General features: G+C 48.2%; 19 protein-coding genes. 16 read left to right on the top strand and 3 right to left on the bottom strand.

Translation table 11 applies throughout. The features are described 5' to 3' along the window. The first annotated feature begins 109 nt into the window (after positions 1 to 109). The 15 genes from KIU71_RS13935 (at position 110) to KIU71_RS13865 (ending at position 17,854) form a co-directional block, all read left to right on the top strand. Positions 110 to 1,066 (top strand): AAA family ATPase, encoded by a 957-nt coding sequence (locus tag KIU71_RS13935; protein WP_214131913.1) that lies wholly within the window; start codon positions 110 to 112, stop codon positions 1,064 to 1,066. A 1-nt stretch (position 1,067) separates the two neighbouring features. Continuing rightward, complete coding sequence (locus KIU71_RS13930; protein ID WP_214131912.1) at positions 1,068 to 2,078, top strand: DUF58 domain-containing protein; 1,011 nt, start codon at positions 1,068 to 1,070, stop codon at positions 2,076 to 2,078. Positions 2,079 to 2,081: 3 nt separating this feature from the next. Next, entirely contained in the window at positions 2,082 to 2,582 is a 501-nt protein-coding gene (locus KIU71_RS13925) for a DUF4381 domain-containing protein (protein WP_214131911.1), read from the top strand. Next, positions 2,575 to 3,603, top strand: a complete 1,029-nt coding sequence (locus tag KIU71_RS13920) for a vWA domain-containing protein (protein ID WP_214131910.1) — start codon at positions 2,575 to 2,577, stop codon at positions 3,601 to 3,603. Before KIU71_RS13925 ends, KIU71_RS13920 begins: the two co-directional genes overlap by 8 nt. Next, on the top strand, positions 3,600 to 5,537 hold the full coding sequence (locus KIU71_RS13915) for a vWA domain-containing protein (protein WP_214131909.1): 1,938 nt from the start codon (positions 3,600 to 3,602) through the stop codon (positions 5,535 to 5,537). The genes KIU71_RS13920 and KIU71_RS13915 overlap by 4 nt, the downstream gene beginning before the upstream one ends. A 4-nt stretch (positions 5,538 to 5,541) precedes the next feature. After that, positions 5,542 to 7,338 carry a BatD family protein gene (locus tag KIU71_RS13910; protein ID WP_214131908.1) on the top strand — a complete coding sequence of 599 codons (1,797 nt, stop codon included), beginning with the start codon at positions 5,542 to 5,544 and terminating at the stop codon, positions 7,336 to 7,338. Positions 7,339 to 7,383: 45 nt separating this feature from the next. Beyond that, positions 7,384 to 9,240, top strand: a complete 1,857-nt coding sequence (locus tag KIU71_RS13905) for a DUF885 domain-containing protein (RefSeq protein ID WP_214131907.1) — start codon at positions 7,384 to 7,386, stop codon at positions 9,238 to 9,240. A gap of 178 nt (positions 9,241 to 9,418) precedes the next feature. Continuing rightward, positions 9,419 to 9,976: a sigma-70 family RNA polymerase sigma factor gene (locus KIU71_RS13900; RefSeq protein ID WP_214131906.1), complete on the top strand. Its 558-nt coding sequence runs from the start codon at positions 9,419 to 9,421 to the stop codon at positions 9,974 to 9,976. Further along, positions 9,948 to 10,679: a DUF3379 family protein gene (locus tag KIU71_RS13895; RefSeq protein WP_250207517.1), complete on the top strand. Its 732-nt coding sequence runs from the start codon at positions 9,948 to 9,950 to the stop codon at positions 10,677 to 10,679. Before KIU71_RS13900 ends, KIU71_RS13895 begins: the two co-directional genes overlap by 29 nt. 83 nt (positions 10,680 to 10,762) lie before the next feature. Continuing rightward, positions 10,763 to 12,280, top strand: coding sequence for a sodium/proline symporter PutP (gene putP / locus KIU71_RS13890; protein ID WP_214131905.1), 1,518 nt, complete (start codon positions 10,763 to 10,765; stop codon positions 12,278 to 12,280). A 117-nt stretch (positions 12,281 to 12,397) separates the two neighbouring features. After that, positions 12,398 to 13,312 carry a sulfate adenylyltransferase subunit CysD gene (gene cysD / locus KIU71_RS13885; RefSeq protein WP_214131904.1) on the top strand — a complete coding sequence of 305 codons (915 nt, stop codon included), beginning with the start codon at positions 12,398 to 12,400 and terminating at the stop codon, positions 13,310 to 13,312. After that, a complete protein-coding gene (gene cysC, locus KIU71_RS13880) occupies positions 13,312 to 13,905 on the top strand; it encodes an adenylyl-sulfate kinase (RefSeq protein WP_214131903.1) in 594 nt (197 codons plus the stop codon). The genes cysD and cysC overlap by 1 nt, the downstream gene beginning before the upstream one ends. Position 13,906: 1 nt before the next feature. Then, a complete protein-coding gene (cysQ, locus tag KIU71_RS13875; RefSeq protein WP_214131902.1) occupies positions 13,907 to 14,707 on the top strand; it encodes a 3'(2'),5'-bisphosphate nucleotidase CysQ in 801 nt (266 codons plus the stop codon). Next, a complete protein-coding gene (gene cysN, locus KIU71_RS13870) occupies positions 14,704 to 16,116 on the top strand; it encodes a sulfate adenylyltransferase subunit CysN (protein ID WP_214131901.1) in 1,413 nt (470 codons plus the stop codon). The genes cysQ and cysN overlap by 4 nt, the downstream gene beginning before the upstream one ends. Before the next feature lie 13 nt (positions 16,117 to 16,129). Next, entirely contained in the window at positions 16,130 to 17,854 is a 1,725-nt protein-coding gene (locus tag KIU71_RS13865; RefSeq protein WP_214131900.1) for an SLC13 family permease, read from the top strand. A gap of 666 nt (positions 17,855 to 18,520) precedes the next feature. Here KIU71_RS13865 and KIU71_RS13860 read toward each other — a convergent pair. After that, positions 18,521 to 18,718: a DUF2283 domain-containing protein gene (locus KIU71_RS13860; protein WP_214131899.1), complete on the bottom strand. Its 198-nt coding sequence runs from the start codon at positions 18,716 to 18,718 to the stop codon at positions 18,521 to 18,523. A gap of 177 nt (positions 18,719 to 18,895) precedes the next feature. Here KIU71_RS13860 and KIU71_RS13855 point away from each other — a divergent pair, with 177 nt between their 5' ends. Then, the gene (locus KIU71_RS13855; protein ID WP_214131898.1) at positions 18,896 to 19,216 is read left to right on the top strand and encodes a hypothetical protein; all 321 of its coding nucleotides are present in this window, start codon (positions 18,896 to 18,898) and stop codon (positions 19,214 to 19,216) included. A 490-nt stretch (positions 19,217 to 19,706) separates the two neighbouring features. Here KIU71_RS13855 and KIU71_RS13850 read toward each other — a convergent pair whose 3' ends face one another. Both KIU71_RS13850 and KIU71_RS13845 read right to left on the bottom strand, forming a co-directional pair. Continuing rightward, on the bottom strand, positions 19,707 to 20,018 hold the full coding sequence (locus KIU71_RS13850; protein ID WP_214131897.1) for a hypothetical protein: 312 nt from the start codon (positions 20,016 to 20,018) through the stop codon (positions 19,707 to 19,709). A 279-nt stretch (positions 20,019 to 20,297) separates the two neighbouring features. Beyond that, positions 20,298 to 20,606: a hypothetical protein gene (locus KIU71_RS13845; RefSeq protein WP_214131896.1), complete on the bottom strand. Its 309-nt coding sequence runs from the start codon at positions 20,604 to 20,606 to the stop codon at positions 20,298 to 20,300. Between the last annotated feature and the right edge of the window lie 223 nt (positions 20,607 to 20,829).

The raw sequence follows: 20,829 nt of genomic DNA, 5'->3' as shown, positions 1-20,829 counted from the left end.
TAAACCAAACCCAATATCTTTGCAAAATTAAACCGATTTGAACTTAATGAGTCAGTGAAGCACCAATAAGGGTTTTGCACGACTTAACCGATTGAAAAGGAATCACTGCATGGCATTAGCGCAATTTGAACAGCTTCAGCAGTATCTAGACTCTCAAGTGGTAGGCCAACGCGGTCTGACTTCCAACATTCTTATCGCACTTCTCGCCGATGGGCACCTTTTGGTTGAAGGTCCTCCTGGCCTCGCCAAAACACGGGCCGTTAATGCATTAGCTGATGGTATCGAAGCAGACTTTCACCGTGTACAGTTCACGCCAGACTTGCTTCCAGCTGATTTAACCGGAACCGATATCTACCGGCCGGAAACAGGCGAATTTGTATTTCAATCAGGTCCTTTGTTTCACAACCTGGTGCTGGCGGATGAGATAAACCGAGCGCCCGCAAAGGTGCAGTCTGCTCTTTTAGAAGCCATGGCCGAGCGCCAGATTACGGTAGGAAACAAAACCTATCCTCTGTCAGATTTATTTTTAGTGATGGCGACGCAGAATCCGTTGGAACAGGAGGGAACGTATCCGTTGCCGGAAGCACAGCTCGACCGCTTTCTAATGCACGTTGAGATCACCTACCCGGATGCAGAAAGTGAACTTGAAATTTTGCGTCTCACGCGCAACGAAGCAAAACACGTCAATGCATCTGTGCCTCAGAGAATTACTCAGCAGGATTTATTCGCAGCGCGCCAGGCTATTTTGAATTTGCACCTAGCGCCGGCGCTTGAGAATTACATTGTTCAGTTGATTATGGCTACCCGCCAGCCGGAAAAGTATGCTGCGGAGCTGGGCGCTACGATTGAATTTGGAGCAAGCCCTCGGGCGACTATTTCTTTGGAGCGCTGTGCACGAGCTCATGCCTGGTTGATGGGGCGTGACTTTGTCGGGCCTGATGACATTCAAGCGGTGTTTCATAATGTCATGCGCCACCGCATCATTCTCAGTTACGAAGCGCAGGCGGACGGTAAAACAGCGAACCAAACGCTTGATCTCATCCTCAACGCGGTGGCTGTGCCCTGATATGTCTGCGTCAGTCAGTCCTCAGCAGATCGCTCAATGGCTTGAGCAATACAAAACCAGCGGAACAACATTGTCTCTTGCTGAGCTATTGCAGTACCGCCACCACAGCGCACTGGTAGATTTGACACCGAAGCGAGCCCCACAGGCTCGCCTTTCAGGTACGTATGTGACCAAATTAAAAGGGCGTGGCATGGAGTTTGACGAGTCCCGCCACTACCAACCCGGCGACGACATTCGCGCGATTGACTGGCGCGTGACTGCGCGAACGGGCAAAACGCACACCAAAATCTATCGAGAGGAGCGTGAACGTCCTGTCACATTGCTCACCGATTTATCCAGCACCATGCAATTTGGCAGTCAGTTTGTGTTTAAATCGGTGCAGGCAGCTCATCTTGCCTCGTTAATTGCATGGGCAGCGATTGATCGCGGCGACAAAGTCGGAGGCATTTCGTTTAATTCGCAAAGCCACTTGGAGTTAAAACCTCGCAGTCGTCAGAGCGCGGTGCTTGCTCTGACACATCAACTGATCACATTGCAAACGGCCAACATGGTTGATGATAAGCAAACATCGGCGCAACGATCGCACTTGAGTTCACAACGCTTTTTAGACGCGTGCCAGCGTTTGAGACGGTTGATTAAACCGGGCAATTTAGTGTGGATTGTATCCGATTTTCATCATCTTGACGCGCAAAGCGCAGCCCTTATCGCTGATATGAATCGTCACTGCGAAGTGCGTGCCTGTGTCGTGGCCGACCCCATGGAACGCGCATTGCCATCGCAGCGCTTCAGGCAAACATTGAATGTGACTGATGGTGAACACGAGCAGACCATCACCCTGGGCAATGCTCAATTGCAGAAGCAATATCAGCGCTGGGCCAATGAGCGACACCTGCATTTAGCCACGTTGCTTCAGCAAGCCAATGTGATGGCGTTTACGTTGGATGCAGGCATACCGCTCTTACTACAAAAACTTCAACCGATTCATTTGTCACAGTTGAAGGTGGCCAGTTAGCTTATGGATCCTCTCGCGCAACTGAACGACATTCAACTGACCGAGCCAACTGGCTGGTGGCCATTGGCATGGGGTTGGTGGGTGCTGATTGCAGCGGCCATCAGCCTATGTGTCGTTTTGCTGGTATATTTTCGACACCAGCGTTTGAAAAACCGTGTTCGCCGGGCCGCCCTCGAAGCACTAGATCGCCTCGCATCAATGCCGCCGTCTGAAACGTCATTCATGGCGATCAACGACATATTAAAACGTATCGCGATCCACTACTATTCGCCCCAAACCGTTGCAAAATTGCATGGTCAGCATTTTCAAGCGTTTTTGCGCGCCCAGCTTCCTGACAAGCGCCGGGCTACCTTTGACCAGTTACTCGGTGATTATTACCATGCTCTTTACGCTGGCAATCCACCTCTTGAGAATGTTTCCGCACAATTGGCGGCTGCAAAGCTGTGGTGTAAACACGCCAAGTTAGATCATGCTCGCGCTGTGTCGGAGGTTCAACATGCTTGAATTTACCTGGTGGCCGGTGCTGTTTACGCTTCCTCTACCGTTCATTTTCTGGCTTTTACCGCGGCGCCAGACTCGCGTGCAGCGAGCACTTTTATTACCGTCAGTACCGGCCAACCTGCCCACAGCGTCGAAAATATCGTCGACACATTGGGTCACGAAAGTGGTGGCGATACTGGCGTGGGTTGCACTGGTAATTGCGGCATCAAACCCCCGCTATCTGGGCGAACCAATCAGTATTCCGAATGAAGCCCGTGAAATGATGATTGCGGTCGACTTATCAGGAAGTATGGAAACAAAGGACATGCAAATCAATGGTCAGCAGGTTGACCGACTTGTGATGATCAAGAGTGTCCTTGAAGATTTTATCTCTCGCCGCGTCGGTGACCGGTTAGGGTTAATTTTGTTTGCTGATACGGCTTATTTGCAAGCACCGCTCACGTTTGATCGCGAAACCGTACGTACGTTATTGAACGAAGCTGTGATTGGATTGGTTGGTGAACAAACGGCGATAGGTGATGCCATTGGGCTGGCCGTTAAGCGCTTTCAGCGTAAAGACGAATCGAACAAAGTTCTCGTGCTACTAACTGATGGACAGAATACCGCTGGCAATATCAGTCCGGATCAAGCGCTGGAATTAGCCAAAGATGATGGTGTAACAATCTACACTATTGGGGTAGCAGCCGACAGCATGACCGTACAAAGTATATTTGGAAGTCGCCAGATAAACCCTGCTCGCGAACTCGATGAAGGCATGTTGACACGTCTTGCCCAGGAAACCGGCGGACAGTATTTCCGAGCGCGTGACCGCGAAAGCCTGGCCCAAATCTATCAGTTACTCGATCAGCTCCAGCCGGTTGAGGGCGAAGCGCGTAAGATGCGCCCCCAAACCGCCTTATTTATGTACCCATTAACGGTCAGCTTATTGCTGACGGTGTTATTGGCGCTAATCGCCATCCTTCCGGCATTGTGGGCGCGTGCAACCAATCGCTTTGTTCCCAATCAATTTCAGGAGGATAAATGACTGTAGACTGGCAATCTTTGCATTTTATCCGACCTGAGTGGCTGTGGGCGTTACTGCCTCTTTGTCTTGCGGTAGTAGGGCTGCGCTTCATCCAACGTCATTCTAGCGGTTGGCAAAGGGTATTACCCACCCATCTTCACCGCGCCTTGTTGGGGAGCAATACCTCATCCAAAAAAACATCTGCCCCACCCCTATGGCTGCTTGCACTGTGCTGGTTGTTTGCAGTGATTGCGTTGGCAGGCCCTACGTGGGAAAAGCTGCCGCAGCCGGTATACAATGTCAAACAGGGCAATGTCATTGTTATTGATATGTCATTATCAATGCGCGCGACGGATATATCGCCGTCTCGGCTCGAGCGCGCTCGGTTTAAAGCGATTGATCTTATTAAGGCCCTTGGTGACGGTGAAATCGGTATGGTCGCCTACGCAGGTGATGCGTTCGTGGTTAGCCCATTGACCGAAGATGCTAACAACGTGATTAATTTGATACCCAGCTTGTCACCCGAGATCATGCCAATTCCGGGCAGTGAGCCGCTACGAGGTTTTGAGGTGGCTAGCGAGTTATTAGACAACGCTGGCTACACACAAGGTAACTTATTCTGGTTTACTGATGGCATTGATAATACCCAGTATGCGGCGTTGGCTGAATTTGTTGAACAATCAGACTATCGACTACATACACTGGCGATTGGTACGCAACAAGGCGCGCCCATTCAACAACTCAGTGGGGAATTATTGAAAGACAGTAACAGAGCGATTGTTATACCGAAGACGGAACCAGCACGATTGCGCGCCGTCAGTCAACGCGGTTCAGGCGAATTTACTTCACTTACCGCCAGTGATGCGGATATTCAAACCCTTATCAGTCACACAGCAGCGTTCGATGATAGTGAGTCAACATCATCGGATAGCGCCAAAGGCGACGTTTGGCAGGATATGGGGCCCTTCTTGGCTATCCTATTGCTGCCGTTTGCAGCTTATGCGTTTAGGCGCGGACTCATTTTTTCGTTCATGTTAACCGTGTTGTTCTTAGCGCCTCTGGGTACACCAGTTGCCGTCGCGCAATCCACCGACACACAGGATCCAGTATCATGGTTGGACAGTGCGTTGAAAACCGACAACCAGCGCGCACAACAAGCTTATGATGCCGCAAATTTTGAGCACGCTGCTAACTTATTTAATGACCCAATGTGGGCCGGCGCTGCCCACTACAAGGCAGGAGATTACGCGGCAGCTCTGGACAGCTACAGCCAAGTCGAATCCGTTGCGGCACGTTACAATCAAGGCAATGCGTTGGCCCAGTTAGGCAAACTCAAAGAGGCGATTGCCGCTTATGACGATGTGATAGCGCAACAACCTGACCACCAACGTGCGATTGAAAACAAAGCGCTGTTAGAACAATTATTGGAACAACAACAGCAATCATCCAGCGATCAGAGCAACGAAGACAATCAACAGCAAGACTCTGAGCAGACCGATGGTGAGTCACAAAGCGATAGCTCATCACAAAATAATGGTGAAGATAATGGCGAATCAGGTGATCAAGAAAACCAAAGTTCAGAGAATAATCAAGGTCAGTCTGAGCAGGAACAAGCTGATATGCGTGAAAACCAAGCGCCGCCAGAATCATCAGAGCGCGAACAATCGCCTCAATCTGATCAACCTGACGCGGAGTCTGACACTGACTCAAGTGATGCTCAGAGCGATATGGATACTGAAACAGAAAATGAGCCGGCAGCGAGCGAACTCGACTCCGCTGTGCCCGACAGTGAGCAGCCTTTAACCGACGAAGAACGAGAACAGCTTCAGCGCATGCAGAATTTGTTACGCCGAGTACCAGATGACCCCGCTTTTTTGCTGCAGCGCAAAATGCAACTTGAGAATCAGCAGCGCCGTCGCGAGCGTGCGCCACCCACCAATCAGAAGAACTGGTAGCCGTATGAACACTGTTAGTCTATTTCTCTCTCGAACACGCGTCGCATTCTGGATAGTGATTGGCGCACTTTACTGCGCGCACATGCCGATAGCACAGGCCGATGTCAGCGCTTTGCAAGCCACGGTAGATAAAAACCCAATCATGTTGGATGAATCATTTACACTCACCGTTACCGCTGATGGAGATGCTGAACGTGATGCATTCGACTCATCAGCGTTACTGAATGATTTTGTTGTTGGGAGAACATCGGTCAGTAGCCAGACGCGGATGATCAACTTCTCGACTACACGTTCAACAACATGGTCAACGGTTTTGTTTCCGCGCAGTACGGGCACATTCACGATCCCTGCATTTACTATTGAGGGGGTTTCCAGTGAACCGTTTAGCGTCGAAGTTGTGCCGGTATCGAACGGCACAGGCCAAGAAACCCGCGATATCTTTGTCACCTCAGAGCTAGCGTCTACCACTGTGTACCTGCATCAACAAGTGCATTACACCGTTAAACTCTATTTAGCCAAGGATATCGAGCGCGGCAGTTTACAGGCTCCCGCGTTGGATGAAGCCGACATCCAACAAATTGGGAACGACGCTGAGTACAGCGAAATTTTCAACGGTAAGCGCTACCGCATTATCGAACGACACTTTGTTATCACCCCACAACGTTCTGGCACATTGACGATCCCGGGTGCTGTGTTTCAGGGTGAAGTGATAGCCAACAGCCGACAAAGTTTTGGTTTCTTCAATCGCACACAAAGCGTCAGTCGCGTCAGCCCTACCCTCGAGTTAACGGTGAATCCTATTCCCAGCGATATAGACGGGCATTTCCTTCCGAGTGAGTTTGTCGATATTCAGGAAGAGTGGAGCGTGAGCGACGACGAATGGCAGGTTGGCGAACCGGTCACTCGCACGCTGACGTTAACCGCCTTAGGTGTGACTGAATCCATGCTGCCCGATATTGACGATCAATATCCACCGGATATTAAAACGTACCCGGATCAGGCCAATACGGCCACCGCCGAAAAAGATCGTCGTTTGATTGCTCAGCGCACCGAGAGCATTGCGCTGATCCCCTCGCGCGCTGGTCAGTTCGTGATTCCGCCGGTTACCGTACAGTGGTTCAATGTGGTAACGCAGGAAACGCAGACAGTATCGCTGCCCGGCCGTTCTATTACGGTTAAAGCGAGTACGACTAACGGCTCTTTGCCAGCGCAGTCACCGGTTCAGCCATCCAATCCGCCAAAAGACGCTGCCGACGATGTGAACAGTCTCGACAACGATGCCATGCAGCCCTCCTTGATCTCCCCTGTGGCGGGGCAGAATAAGCTGCGAACGGCAGATTTTCATTCGTTCAAGAATCCCTGGGTTGGCGTGAGTGTGGGCTTATTGGCAATCTGGCTCATCACGCTGGTATGGGGTTTTAAACAGCGCCGTCATTCCCCAACAAAGGCCAAGCCTTCGCCGACAACGGCGCGCACCGACACGGAAAAAGCAGCGTGGCAGCAATTATCCTCAGCGCTGAAAAGCCAACAGGTTCAGCGTATTGAGCCAGCGCTTAAAACTTGGCTTCAAGCCGTTTCACCATCACACGCCGGACAGCACGATCTCAGGCAAATGGTTGACTCGGTAGGCGACAGAGGATTAAAAGATGCGATTAACCAAATGTATGCCAGCCGATATCGCTCGCAAGCTCAGGAGCAATGGCACAGTCAACCCTTGATGGAAGCATTGGAGTCTGTGAGACAGAAGCATAAACTCGCATCTCACAACGAACAAAAGCTACCGCCGCTTCATCCTCAGTAGTTTGAGATGATGGCCAGCTCGCAATCAACAATGAAGAGGTTTCATATGAAAAATCCGTTACTACTTTCCGCCGTTGCATCCGCTTTATTGCTAAGCGCGTGCTCACCTGCGCCACAGCAAAATACGCAGAATACTGCTTCCGTTGAAGCGCCCAATGCCGCTTCGTCAGCGGAAACACCTCAAACGGAATCTGAGAAGCTGGCGGCATTCTTCGAACGAACGTTTGAGGAAGATCTGCGAGAAAGTCCGATGCGCCAAAGTTATCTGGGCCTGAAATGGGATTATGACAAGTGGGACGATATTTCAACTGCTGCTGTCGATGAGAGAGTCGCGCGCCAAAAAGCGCGTCTCAAAGAAGCAGAGCAGTTCGATACCAGCAAGCTATCAGAAAAAGAACAATTGAGTTTACGCATCTTTCAAACAGCGGTAGCGCGAGAGCTCGCCAACGATGAGTTTCGCCTACACACTTACATCATGCACCAATTCCGCGCCTTTCACACCATGGTGCCTAGCTTTCTTATCAATATTCATCGAGTCAACGAATTATCCGACGCTGAAGCCTACGTAAAGCGCCTGGAGGGCGTTGATGACATGTTTGATCAGGTTATTCAACAGCTCAAGTTACGCGAAGAATTGGGCGTCTATCCTCCGAAATGGGCTTACGACCAGATGATCCAGGCGTCAAACAATGTGATCAGCGGAAATCCGTTCACTGAAAGCGTTGAAGACTCTACCATTTATGCCGATTTTAAAGCGAAGCTTGACGAACTGGCATTATCCAATGCCGAAAAATCTGGCCTATTAAAGCGCGCTCAAACTGCCCTGCTGGAATCCGTTCAGCCAGCGTATGAAAAACTCATTGCCGAGCTTCAGCACCAGCAAACACTCTCACCGGAAGGTGACGGTGTGTGGCGACTCCCAGACGGTGAAAAGTGGTATGAAAATCGTCTGGCGTGGTTTACCACAACCTCACTTGATGCCGAACAGGTTCACCAGTTAGGTTTAGACAATGTTGAACGCATCCATACCGCCATGCGCGGCATTATGGAACAAGTCAACTTTGATGGAACGCTGCAGGAATTCTTTGAGTTTATGCGCAGTGACGATCAGTTCTATTATGAAAACACCGATGCAGGTCGAGACCGTTACATGCAAGAAGCCAAAGCGCATATTGATAATATGCGGGAAAAAATCCCTGAGTATTTTGGGCTGATCCCAGAGGCTGATATGATCATCAAGCGCGTAGAGCCGTTCCGCGAGAAATCGGCCGGTAAAGCGTTCTACCAGAGCCCGAGTAAAGACGGTACGCGGCCTGGTATTTATTACGCTAATTTGTATGACATGCGAGACATGCCGATTTATCAGATGGAAGCGCTGGCATATCACGAAGGAATTCCTGGGCATCATATGCAACGCGCTATTGCGCAGGAACTCGATGGCATTCCCGAGTTTCAGAAGTACGCTTCGTTTACCGCATACACTGAAGGATGGGGTCTGTACACTGAAGAGCTGGGCAAAGATATGGGCTTTTACAAAGATCCCTACTCTGATTTTGGCCGACTTGCCATGGAGCTGTGGCGCGCCTGCCGCCTGGTGGTAGATACCGGAATTCATGCCAAACAATGGTCACGTGAAAAAGCTATCGATTACCTCATTGAAAATCCCCCTAATCCGCAGAACGACGCGGTCAAAGCCATTGAGCGTTACATCGCCATGCCCGGTCAGGCAACGGCTTATATGATTGGTAAACTGAAAATTATGGAGCTTCGTGAACGTGCGCAAACCACCTTGGGTGACGCTTTTGACTGGCGTGGTTTCCACGACGAAATTCTCAAGGATGGACCGGTGCCATTGTCTATTCTTGAAGAAAAAGTCGACGCATGGATCGAGACTCAACGCTAAACCTTCTTAACGGTCCTCCTCAATCGGGTAAATACGCAGCGAATGACCATTGCGTGTTTACCCTATTCACTATTGCTCATTCGGCATCCTTTCCGATAAACCGATGATTTTTATGCCTAATAGGCTTACTATGTCGTGGAGTGGCGACCTCTGCTCGCTATTAAAAGTGGAATATTTAATGTTTGCCGGAAAGAAAAAACCGCTGCGCTCGGTCTCCTCAGACATGATGAGTAAACAAAAACGCTATGAAGCACTTGTGAACGCCACGCATGCGGATGTATTTCGTTATGCCTATTGGCTAATTCGAGACAAAGCCATTGCTGAAGACGTGGTACAGGAAACCTATTTGCGCGCGTGGAAATCACTGGATTCGTTGCAGGATCAGAAAGCCGCTAAATCCTGGTTAATCACGATTTTACGGCGTGAAAATGCACGACGTTTTGAGCGTAAGCAGTTTGATTTAGTCGATATTGATGACGTGCATGTAGAGGACGACATTCACGACAACGAAACAACCTTGGAGCATGCCGAACTGCGAAAGTTAATGGCAGGGTTAAGCGAGGAATACCGCGAACCGCTGATTTTGCAAATATTGTTTGGTTACAGCGGCGAAGAAATCGCAGCTCAGCTTGATTTGAATAAAAATACCGTGATGACGCGTTTATTTCGGGCGCGTAATCAATTGAAAGAGGCATTAGAAAGTCGTAATGAACACAGAGGTCGACACAATGGATGAGCTAGAGTTTAGACGAGCCGTTTATGCTGATCCACAGTCTGATGATCCGCGGATTAAAGAGGCTGCTCAGCGTGATCCGAAAAAAATGTCATTTCTTCAAGAATTGAAGCAACTAGACGCTGACCTTAAACAAGCCAGTAAAGTTGAGGTACCTGAAGATCTTGCCAGCAAGCTTATTTGGCAAGGCACCCTCAGTGACTTTGAAGCGCACAAACGTAAAAGCCGCATGCATTTGGCGCTGGCAGCGTCGGTCGCCTTTGTCGTGGGTATCAGCTTTACCGTGTGGCAACAACAGCGCCACACGATTGACTTTAGTCACGAGGCGCTAGCGCACATGTATCATTCTGAAATACCGCCAGGCGCATCAGCGTCGACCGTATCACTGAGTGATATTAATGCCAAACTAGCGACTTTTGGCGGCACGCTTCTCAGCGATTTAGGCACAGTGAAAGCGGCAAATTATTGTCATTTGGATAATGTACGTTCACTGCATCTGATATTAGATACCGCGCAAGGGTTGGTGTCAGTATTTGTGTTGCCGCAAATGGATAATGGCTCATTTGAACCGGCATTTGCCGATAGTCAGTTCAGTGGCGAAAAATTACCAATCAGTAAGGCGAATGTGCTTGTGGTGGGAGAGAAAGGAAAAGATATTTCCACGGTCAAGCAGCAGGTTCAGCAACGCATGGTGTTTTCTGCGTAGGCAGTTCAACTAAGCCTGTCTTTTGTGTAATCACGGTTGCTGTTATGCTGTAGCGATACAATAATAATAACAACGACTTGATTATGCAAACAGGCACCTTAGTCTCACTGGGAATTTATTTTTTAGCAATGCTGGCTATTGGCCTCTGGGCTTATCGCAAGAATGAGGTCAGCGTTGAAGGCTACATGCTGGGCGGCCGCCAACTAAGTCCTTCGGTCACGGCACTATCTGCAGGCGCCTCTGATATGAGCGGCTGGATGCTAATGGGCTTGCCTGGCGCGATGTATGTATCAGGCTTATCAGCCAGCTGGATTGCGTTTGGGCTGACACTCGGGGCGTTTCTGAATTATCTGCTCGTCGCTCCGCGATTGCGTGCCTACACGGAAGTTGCGAACAACTCCATTACCTTGCCCGATTATTTTGAAAATAGATTTAATGATAAATCTCGCATCTTGCGCATTGTCGCATCCATTGTCATCGTGATTTTCTTTACGCTGTACACATCATCCGGTCTTGTTGCGGGCGGGAAGTTGTTTGAAAGTTCATTCGGCTATTCGTATGAATGGGGCTTGTATATTACCGCCGGCGTCGTGGTTGCCTACACCTTGGTAGGCGGGTTTATGGCCGTGAGCGTAACCGACTTTGTGCAGGGCTGTATCATGTTTATTGCACTGGTTATGGTACCCACCACCGTTATCTTCGAGTTAGGCGGCATCACACAGTCACTTGAGTTGGTGACTTCGCAAAGTCCAAACGCACTGGCACTGTGGATAGATGCGGCGACCAACGAGCCTCTCACGTTCATTGGCATTGTGTCGTTGATGTCATGGGGTCTGGGTTACTTTGGGCAACCACATATTATTGTGCGCTTCATGGCGATCCGCTCGCTCAAAGATATTCCGACCGCTCGTCGTATTGGTATGAGTTGGATGATCGTGTCGTTGATTGGCGCATTAGGCACCGGTTTATTCGGCGCTGCGTTAGTTAACTCAACCGACTTGACCCTTGCCGATCCTGAAACCGTATTCATCTACTTAAGCCAAATATTATTTAACCCACTCATCGGTGGCTTTTTGCTGGCCGCTATTCTGGCTGCGATTATGAGCACAATTTCTTCACAGCTATTAGTAACATCGAGTTCTTTAGCCAACGACCTCTACCACTCGTTTTTCAATCGAAGCGCATCACAAGCTCATTTGGTCATCGCCGGTCGGGTTGCGGTTATCACGGTCGCGGTGGTGGCGATTATGCTTGCCTTTGACCGAACTTCGACCATTTTATCATTGGTCAGCAATGCGTGGGCCGGATTTGGAGCGGCATTTGGGCCACTGATCCTATTCTCTTTATTCAATGCCAACATGTCACGCGCGGCGGCTATCGCCGGTATGGTCTCAGGCACTGTCACGGTTCTTTTCTGGATCTACGCACCCATTACCATCGGCGGGCAAACACTAGGTGCCATCATGTATGAGATCGTTCCCGGATTTACCGTATCTACCCTAACAATCCTCGCGTTTATCAAGGCCGCGCCGACGCATGATCCTCACATTGCCAACACTCATCGTGTGTTTGAAGAAAAGCTTCTGCGCGATATGGAATAGATTATGACGTTTTCATAGCGAATTAGCCTAGTCGAACGGATTCGACCTGTGTTATCGTTCTATGTATAGAATTAATTTGCATATACAGATTTCATCTAACATAGAGCGCCTCGATCAATGACTACGTCTATTCCCACTTTAACGCACCTTAAAGAGCTCGAAGCCGAAAGTATCCATATCTTTCGGGAAGTCGCAGCAGAGTTTGATAATCCCGTTATGCTGTATTCCGTCGGCAAAGACTCGTCGGTTTTATTGCATTTAGCGCGTAAAGCCTTCGCGCCGGGCAAAATTCCATTTCCGTTACTTCACGTCGACACCACGTGGAAATTCAAGGAAATGATCAAGTTTCGCGATGAACAAGCAAAAAAACATAACCTTAACCTACTGGTTCACACGAACCCGGACGGTATTGCACAGAATATCAATCCCTTCGATCATGGCAGCGCCAAACATACCGACGTGATGAAAACCGTTGCGCTAAAGCAAGCACTGGATCAATACAAGTTTGACGCCGCTTTTGGCGGGGCGCGTCGCGATGAGGAAAAGTCTCGCGCGAAAGAACGTGTGTATTCGTTTCGTGATGCTAATCACCGCTGGGATCCTAAAAATCAACGTCCAGAGCTGTGGAATATTTATAACAGCCAAGTCAATAAGGGCGAGAGTATTCGAGTGTTCCCGATGTCTAATTGGACTGAACTGGATATCTGGCAATACATTTACCTTGAGAATATCGAAATTCCTTCATTGTATCTGGCTAAACCCAGACCGGTTGTCGAGCGAGATGGTGTGTTAATTAAGGTCGACGATGACCGCATGCCGCTGCGCGAGGGTGAAACACCGATGATGAAATCTGTACGTTTTCGTACGCTAGGTTGCTACCCGCTGACCGGTGCAGTGGAATCAGAAGCCAGCACACTACCTGAAGTTATTCAGGAAATGTTGCTAACGAAAACATCTGAACGCCAAGGTCGAGTCATTGATCACGATTCATCAGGGTCAATGGAGAAGAAGAAAATGGAGGGCTACTTCTAATGACGTCTAATATTGTGTGGCACGAACACGGTGTCGATAAACAGCGTCGCGCTGAGTTGTTGAAACAACAACCCCGCGTGTTCTGGTTCACCGGATTAAGTGGTTCGGGAAAATCGACCATCGCAAATCTACTTGAGCAGAAACTGGTTGAACAAGGTAAACACACCTACTTACTGGATGGCGATAATGTGCGTCACGGTTTATGCGGCGACTTGGGTTTCAGCGCAAAAGACCGCGTCGAAAATATCCGCCGTATCAGTGAGGTCACAAAATTATTTACCGATGCGGGCACCATCGTCATCACTGCCTTTATCTCACCCTATCGAACCGATCGTGAATTCTGCCGCAAGCTGCTGGATGATGGCGAGTTTGTGGAAGTGTTCATTGATACACCGATCGAAGTGTGCGAGCAGCGCGACCCGAAGGGACTTTACAAGAAAGCACGCAGTGGCGACATCAAAGATTTCACCGGCATAGACTCGGAGTATCAGGCCCCGCGAAATCCGGAGATCCACGTAAAGTATTCCGATCAGTCACCTGAACAAACGGCGCTAGCGCTTTACGAACAGCTTGTAAGCAAAGGGTACGTGTAAAATGCAAGACGCCTTATTAGAGCAAGTACTCGATATCGCTAAGCGGGCCGGGGACAAAATCATGCAGATTTATGCCCGCGACTTTGAAGTCACCGATAAAGCCGACGACAGTCCTTTGACAGAAGCTGACTTAGCCGCGCACCACACGATAGTCGACGGGCTCAAGTCAATATCGGACTTGCCTATCCTGTCGGAAGAGTCGGCCAATATTCCTTGGTCAGAGCGCAAAGAGTGGCAACAGTATTGGTTAGTTGACCCACTGGATGGCACCAAAGAATTCATCAAGAAAAATGGCGAATTCACCGTCAACATTGCCCTTATCGACCAAGGCGAACCGGTCATGGGCGTGGTTTATGCCCCAGCGCTTGAACAGAGCTTTATGGGCATGAAGGGCCAAGGCGCGTGGCGAGAAAAAGACGGCACACGCTCGCCCATCAAATCGTTGCCGCACGCAGACGGAGAAACGTGGAAAGTGGTTGGTAGCCGCTCGCACCAGAGCCCTCAGATTGCTGCGCTACTTGAGGCCCTGCCTGGTGAAACCGAGCTAGTGGCAATGGGGAGTTCATTAAAACTGTGTCTCGTTGCCTGCAATGAAGCTCACCTGTACCCCAGAATCGGCCCCACCTCTGAATGGGACACAGCGGCAGCCCATGCGGTGGCTATCGGTGCAGGCGCTCAAGTGGTTGAACTGAGTGAGTCTGATCCTGCTGGCGATGTGGTTAACGGCAATAACCCGGCACTGCGGTATAACCAAAAAGAATCTTTGTTAAACCCCTATTTTCTAGTGAGCAACCCCGCATGAACAACGAAAACGAACTGTTAAAGACCGACATTTTAGAATATTTAGAGCAACACGAACGTAAAAACCTGATGCGCTTGCTGACCTGTGGCAGTGTAGATGATGGCAAGAGCACACTCATTGGCCGATTATTGCACGACTCAAAAATGATCTATGAAGATCAACTTGCCGCCATTACGAAAGACAGTAAAAAAGTTGGAACCACGGGCGAAAAGGTTGATTTGGCGCTACTGGTTGATGGCTTGCAGTCTGAACGGGAGCAAGGGATCACTATTGATGTTGCCTATCGCTACTTTTCAACCGACAAGCGTAAATTCATTATTGCTGACACGCCGGGGCATGAACAGTACACGCGGAATATGGTCACAGGGGCATCGAACTGCGATCTTGCGATTATCTTGGTTGATGCGCGCGGGGGTGTGAAAACACAAACGCGTCGTCACTCGTTTTTAGTGTCACTGTTGGGCATCAAACACGTTGTGGTCGCGATTAACAAAATGGATTTAATGGATTACAGCGAGTCCGTGTTTGAATCCATCAAAGCGGATTACCTTACCTTTTCAAAGCAGTTGAATATTCCCGATATTCAATTCGTGCCAATTTCAGCACTGGAAGGTGACAATGTCGTTAACAAAAGCGAGAAAACGCCGTGGTTTACAGGCACACCACTGATGGAAACACTGGAAACCATTGAGATTGGTGAAGATGCCAATCATGACGACTTCCGCTTCCCTGTACAATATGTCAACCGCCCTCACCTGAATTTCCGCGGTTTTGCAGGCACGGTCGTTTCTGGTGAAATTCAAAAAGGCGACAAGATCACTACCCTTCCCTCGGGGAAAACGTCCACTGTGGCGTCAATTGAAGTGTTCGAAGGTCAACTCGACCGCGCTTTTACGCCACAGGCCGTGACTTTGACGCTTGAAGATGAAATTGACATCTCTCGCGGTGATATGATCGTCAAATCAGATAACAAGCCATTACTCAGTAATGTATTGAAAACCCATTTAGTATGGATGTCTGACGAGTCATTAATGCCCAATAAGCAGTACAGCTTCAAATTTGCCACGAAAACCGTCACGGGCAGCATTTCATCTATCGACCATCAGATTGACGTCAACACCTTGAAGCACAGCCAGGCATTGCACCTTAATCTGAACGAAATTGGTGTGGTAAACCTTAAACTCACTCAGCAAGTGGCGTGCGACCCCTACAGCAAAAATCGCAAAACCGGCGCATTTATAGTGATAGACAGGTTAACCAATGGCACCGTTGGGGCAGGTATGGTGATCGAGGCTGGAGAAGTGAACACCGACAAAGCCGCAAACTATTCTGAATTTGAGCTTGAATTTAACGCACTGGTGCGCAAACATTTCCCACATTGGAACGCGACAGATATCAGTCAATCCTGATTAAGCACACATAATGGAACTAAACCAACTGATTGTGCTGGCGGTATTCGCCGGCACAATCATCGCATTGGTGCTGTCAAACCAGCGCCCTTCAACGATTTTTGCGTCTGCCGTATTGCTATTAATGCTGACTCAGCAGCTCAGTTTTGCTGACGTACTCCAAAATATCACCAATCAGGGCTTAGTGACTCTGGTATTGCTGCTAATGGTGAGCAATGCGGTGGATAAAACAGCACTACTTAAGCGCCTTGGCCGCTCGCTGGTCACGGCCCGCTTCCGACAAAGTTATTGGCGGCTATTTGGGTTGACGTTCTTTTCCTCTGCACTACTGAATAACACGGCCATCGTGGCAAGTTTGATTGGTCCGGTTAAACAAAACCAGTACCATCCGCCCAGTCGATTACTGATCCCTTTGTCCTATGCAGCTATTTTAGGCGGCACGGTGACGCTGATTGGCACATCGACCAACTTAATTGTGGACAGCTTTTTGATTGAGCACGGCCACGAAGGATTCAAGTTCTGGGACTTCACCCTGTATGGCCTCGTTGCAGGGCTTAGCTGTGGTTTACTCATGTTTTTATTGTCGCCCATGTTACCGGCGCTCGCAGGCCAAAAAGCGCAATATCGAGAGTATTTCATCGAAGCTAAAGTGGAACCTGATTCGGAACTCATCGGCAAAAGCGTGGAACAAAATCACTTACGTAATTTACCGGAATTATTCTTGGTCGAAGTGGTACGTCGTGGCGAATTAATCACGCCGGTAACCCCCGATTTGGTCATCGAAGTGTCAGACAAGCTGATTTTTTCCGGGAACGTGAGCAAAGTAGATAGCCTAGCCCATATTAAGGGCTTGCGCCTGTTTGCTGAAACCGATGGATTGCTGCGCGAAAACCTGACCGAAGTTATCGTTTCAAACCGCGCTCAAGTCATTGGGCAAACATTGAAACGCATTGGTTTTAGGGCCTTATTCGATGCCGCCGTGGTTGCTATTCGACGCGACGGTGAGCGATTATCAGGTAAACTGGGTGAGATACCGTTACAAGCAGGTGATTTTCTGCTGCTGGCAACCGGGCCAGACTTTTTTAAACGACACAATTTGAGTAAAAACTTTTTTATTCTTAATGATCAGAAAATTAGCCGCCCTCTTAAGCTTCACAATGAAGTGGTTACCGTTGCTGGCTTTTTGATCACGGTCGGTTTGGCCGCTTTTTCTCTGGTCCCTCTGCCCATCGGATTGCTGTTTTTCATCGCGATACTGGTTGGCTTTAAAGTGACTTCCAATAACGAGATTAAACGTAATCTCCCCCTTAATTTGATCATTGTGATTGTTGGTGCGCTCAGTCTTGCGACAGCACTGGAAAACGTCGGTATCATCGCGTTGTTCACTGAATTTCTCTCGCCTTTGCTGAGTAACACAAGCTGGCTAATGGCGTTGATATGCGTATATGTCGCGACAGTACTATTAACAGAGTTTGTGACCAACAATGCCGCAGCAGCACTGATGTTTCCGTTTGCCTATGGGATGGTAGAGGCGCTACAAGCACCTTTGATGCCCTTTGCGTTAGCCGTCGCCTTTGCAGCCAGCGCAAGTTTTATTTCGCCCTATGGTTATCAGACCAATTTGCTCGTGTTTAACGCCACCCAGTATCGGTTTAAGCACTTCGCCAGCATTGGCCTGCCTATCTCGCTCACCTACTCCACCATCGTGTTAGCGTTGTTAAATTGGGTGTATTTCTAAAGACGATAATGTGCTGACTTCGACCTTGCTCGAGCGAGACTTGAGTAGGGTCGTTGTGAAGCATGGCGAGCATTAGTGATTATCTTTCTGTCAAAAGTAAAGATATTGGTGATTTCACTCTTTTTTTTTTTGGCCGTAACGCTTGGCTTTATTAACAATAAGCGCATCAGGGAAGTCTACTTTTTTAACTTTGCCTCCTGATTTTATGGCGTTAGCAATTGTAAAATCTTTTAAGGTGCCCCATACCGCTTGACTGTCCTCAAAAACAAGATTTGGCTCAGCAAATAACGCATGGATAACATCAATGATTTTTTCTTTGCTGATGTTGTAGCGCTTACCTTTCCCGCTAACTTGGTTTGTTAGGTGGCCTTGCTACTGAAGCTTCCTCTAAACCAAGCGCAATCAGGCCGCATTCGTACAACGGCGGGCTAACGCCGAACGAGTCAGAGAGAAGATACTGGAATTACTATAAACCCGTGGCCAAAAACAGTTGACCACTACATGTCGCATTTGCGTTCAATGTAAGCAACATCATCGTTAATAAAAAGAGCGTCGATCTCATAGTGCACCTAACGCTAAGCTAACGGGCACAAATGCAGCGCGAAAATGGCGGAGCCGCGCTGCGTTTGTGTCCCAGTGACCGAAGGGAACGAGTTTAGCGCTCTGTTATGCAGCGATCCCACTTACGGAGAGATTTGAAACGTCTGCGCGAGTACTCGCATGTTCCATTGTAATAGCGATCATATTTCCATTGGAATCCACATCTAATAGCGTATTTTCGTCTAGGTCTTTGGTTTCAAAAACCTCTCCATCACTAAACTGGATGTAGAGCGTATCCGTGTCTTCAAAATAGCTCATTTTCATGGTTTGAACCTTCTGTCGAAAAAAGCATTGTGAACAGTTTGGTTGTCCCCTAATAAGACAACACGCAAATATTTATCATCCATTTCTTGGATTGCAGCCCACTTGCGTATTCTGCCATCTGCTTGAACGAATGTCTTTACTGGGTTTTCGCAAACGAACTGTATCCATTCGAGCTTAATGGAAGCCCTATCTGGTCGGGATTTTAAATTATCAAAATACTTTGTAGTTTTCATTTTCTACCAGCGGTATAACGCCGACCTAAGCGGCAGTTTGTATTTGCTAAAATCTGCAACAATTGAACGCAGTGAAATGCAGGTTTTAGCAAATGCAAAATGTCCGAAGGAGCGCGAGCGACTGACTTTAGGTCTTTGTTATTTTGCATCTTTCTGGACGCTCCAATCAATTGTGAAACAAATCACCGATACAAAAAGCCCGCCTATCAAAAGCCAAATTCCAAGTTCATCATTGCTGTTATACTTTGATGCAGTAGAACGATAACTCTTTATCATCTTATTGTCGCTCACAACTTGATATAGCGGATGAATAGTTTGAAACTCCCATAGAGCAGAGTCGGAGTCGTTTGGGTCGTACAAGATCTGAATCTCTACGTCTTTCTTATTTAGCACAGACGTCACAGCGCCTATCGCCCAGCAACAGAATGATAAACAAATGTTTTGTCGTACTCTTTGCGTTTAAATCGGAGTGTATCTCGGTTTTTACCCTTTGCTTCAAACCACTCTATTGTTCCAGAAATTTCCTCTAAATCATCGTAACTAGGTATGCCATTATTAAAAAGCACAATCAACAACATCATCCCACTAAATAATAGGCTGTACTGTATTTTTACTTAAATCTTTAAACTTCATGGATGCAAACTAACGCTAAGCTTTGGGGCGCAGGCATGTTGCGATAATTGCGAAGCGCCCACATGCCTGCGTCCCAACCACCGAAGGGAGTGCCAATAGCGTATTGTTAGGTCCTGCAATGCTTACTCCCTATTTTTTATAAATTCTTGTAGCTCGCTCGAAAAGCCTGAAATATGCTGAGGTCCCAGTAAGCCTTCAGATTTCATTAAGGCCAGTTGGAGCATAGCTTTTGACCTGGAATTGTAGTCGAATATTGTGGTGATGCGTTTCTCACCATTCTCTATCAACCTATATAGGTATTGGTACTTTTGGTGGTTTGAAAGGGAATTATCATCGAGTCCTTCGCGAACATCATCCAAAACCTGTTTACAGCATGAATCTAGAGTTGAGGCTTTAATGAGCTTAAAATGCTTCCAATCTGCTTCCGAAATCATTGTTTCCTCCACGAAGGCCTAACACCCACATAAGGGGTAGTAGCACGTGGGCTAAAATCCGAACGAAGCGACAGAGCCCACGTGTTACTGTCCCAGGGAGCTTGCGACCGACTTAATGTGATCGTTATACAACTCTATCATGGTCATCACGCTGAATTAATATGCTCTTTATCACAATGGACAAAACGAAACCGGCCGCAATTGAAAAGTATACTACTGCGTCAAAATATGGAGTTAGATTAAAAGATGGGTCTAAAGAACGAATTATTGAAAATGTCATTAATATTCCACTAACACCAAGACCACATATGGAAATAACAATGCCGCATTTCTATGCGATTTATCTTGTTCTCTGTGTCTGAAAGCATGTACCGAATCACGTGCCATTAATGAAAACATAGAGAATGCGACAAATGCCCAGCCCGGCATTTTAGCGATTTTGTCGCCATGGTCTAAAAATATAAGAGTTATAGCAAAAAGTATTGATGGTAAGAACGAAAAAGAAACTTCCAATATCGCTGAAACGGTTGAATTCCAAACTATCGTGGTACTTTGCCAAAATTGATGCATTTTGTTTCCAAAACTCAAAATTTAATCCTTAGCTAAGTGAGTTGTATAACGCTAAGCTAACGGGCACGAACATGCGGCGACAATGGCGAAGCCGCCGCGTGTTTGTGCCCCAGCGACCGCAGGGAGCGAGTTTAGCGCCTTGTTATATCCCGTTGTTGCCATTTTGACGTGGTCAAGCCAAATCGACCAACCCAGTTAAGCTACTTTTCTCTCATTTCTTACATCTAATTCGTATTGGTTT

The organism is Alteromonas oceanisediminis, assembly GCF_018474025.1.
GTDB lineage: Bacteria > Pseudomonadota > Gammaproteobacteria > Enterobacterales > Alteromonadaceae > Alteromonas_E > Alteromonas_E oceanisediminis.
The sequence above is the reverse complement of the archived record's forward strand: the minus strand, read 5'-3'. Positions and strand labels throughout refer to the sequence as shown.

Excerpts from the sequence above, each read along its gene's own strand:
- KIU71_RS13900 (WP_214131906.1), top strand. The coding sequence starts at position 9,419 with ATGTTTGCCGGAAAGAAAAAACCGCTGCGCTCGGTCTCCTCAGACATG.
- KIU71_RS13850 (WP_214131897.1), bottom strand. The coding sequence starts at position 20,018 with ATGATTTCGGAAGCAGATTGGAAGCATTTTAAGCTCATTAAAGCCTCA.
- KIU71_RS13930 (WP_214131912.1), top strand. The coding sequence starts at position 1,068 with ATGTCTGCGTCAGTCAGTCCTCAGCAGATCGCTCAATGGCTTGAGCAA.
- KIU71_RS13855 (WP_214131898.1), top strand. The coding sequence starts at position 18,896 with ATGGAAGCCCTATCTGGTCGGGATTTTAAATTATCAAAATACTTTGTA.
- KIU71_RS13910 (WP_214131908.1), top strand. The coding sequence starts at position 5,542 with ATGAACACTGTTAGTCTATTTCTCTCTCGAACACGCGTCGCATTCTGG.
- KIU71_RS13925 (WP_214131911.1), top strand. The coding sequence starts at position 2,082 with ATGGATCCTCTCGCGCAACTGAACGACATTCAACTGACCGAGCCAACT.
- KIU71_RS13915 (WP_214131909.1), top strand. The coding sequence starts at position 3,600 with ATGACTGTAGACTGGCAATCTTTGCATTTTATCCGACCTGAGTGGCTG.
- cysC (WP_214131903.1), top strand. The coding sequence starts at position 13,312 with ATGACGTCTAATATTGTGTGGCACGAACACGGTGTCGATAAACAGCGT.
- KIU71_RS13920 (WP_214131910.1), top strand. The coding sequence starts at position 2,575 with ATGCTTGAATTTACCTGGTGGCCGGTGCTGTTTACGCTTCCTCTACCG.
- KIU71_RS13895 (WP_250207517.1), top strand. The coding sequence starts at position 9,948 with ATGAACACAGAGGTCGACACAATGGATGAGCTAGAGTTTAGACGAGCC.
- cysN (WP_214131901.1), top strand. The coding sequence starts at position 14,704 with ATGAACAACGAAAACGAACTGTTAAAGACCGACATTTTAGAATATTTA.
- KIU71_RS13865 (WP_214131900.1), top strand. The coding sequence starts at position 16,130 with ATGGAACTAAACCAACTGATTGTGCTGGCGGTATTCGCCGGCACAATC.
- cysQ (WP_214131902.1), top strand. The coding sequence starts at position 13,907 with ATGCAAGACGCCTTATTAGAGCAAGTACTCGATATCGCTAAGCGGGCC.
- cysD (WP_214131904.1), top strand. The coding sequence starts at position 12,398 with ATGACTACGTCTATTCCCACTTTAACGCACCTTAAAGAGCTCGAAGCC.
- KIU71_RS13905 (WP_214131907.1), top strand. The coding sequence starts at position 7,384 with ATGAAAAATCCGTTACTACTTTCCGCCGTTGCATCCGCTTTATTGCTA.
- KIU71_RS13935 (WP_214131913.1), top strand. The coding sequence starts at position 110 with ATGGCATTAGCGCAATTTGAACAGCTTCAGCAGTATCTAGACTCTCAA.
- putP (WP_214131905.1), top strand. The coding sequence starts at position 10,763 with ATGCAAACAGGCACCTTAGTCTCACTGGGAATTTATTTTTTAGCAATG.
- KIU71_RS13860 (WP_214131899.1), bottom strand. The coding sequence starts at position 18,718 with ATGAAAATGAGCTATTTTGAAGACACGGATACGCTCTACATCCAGTTT.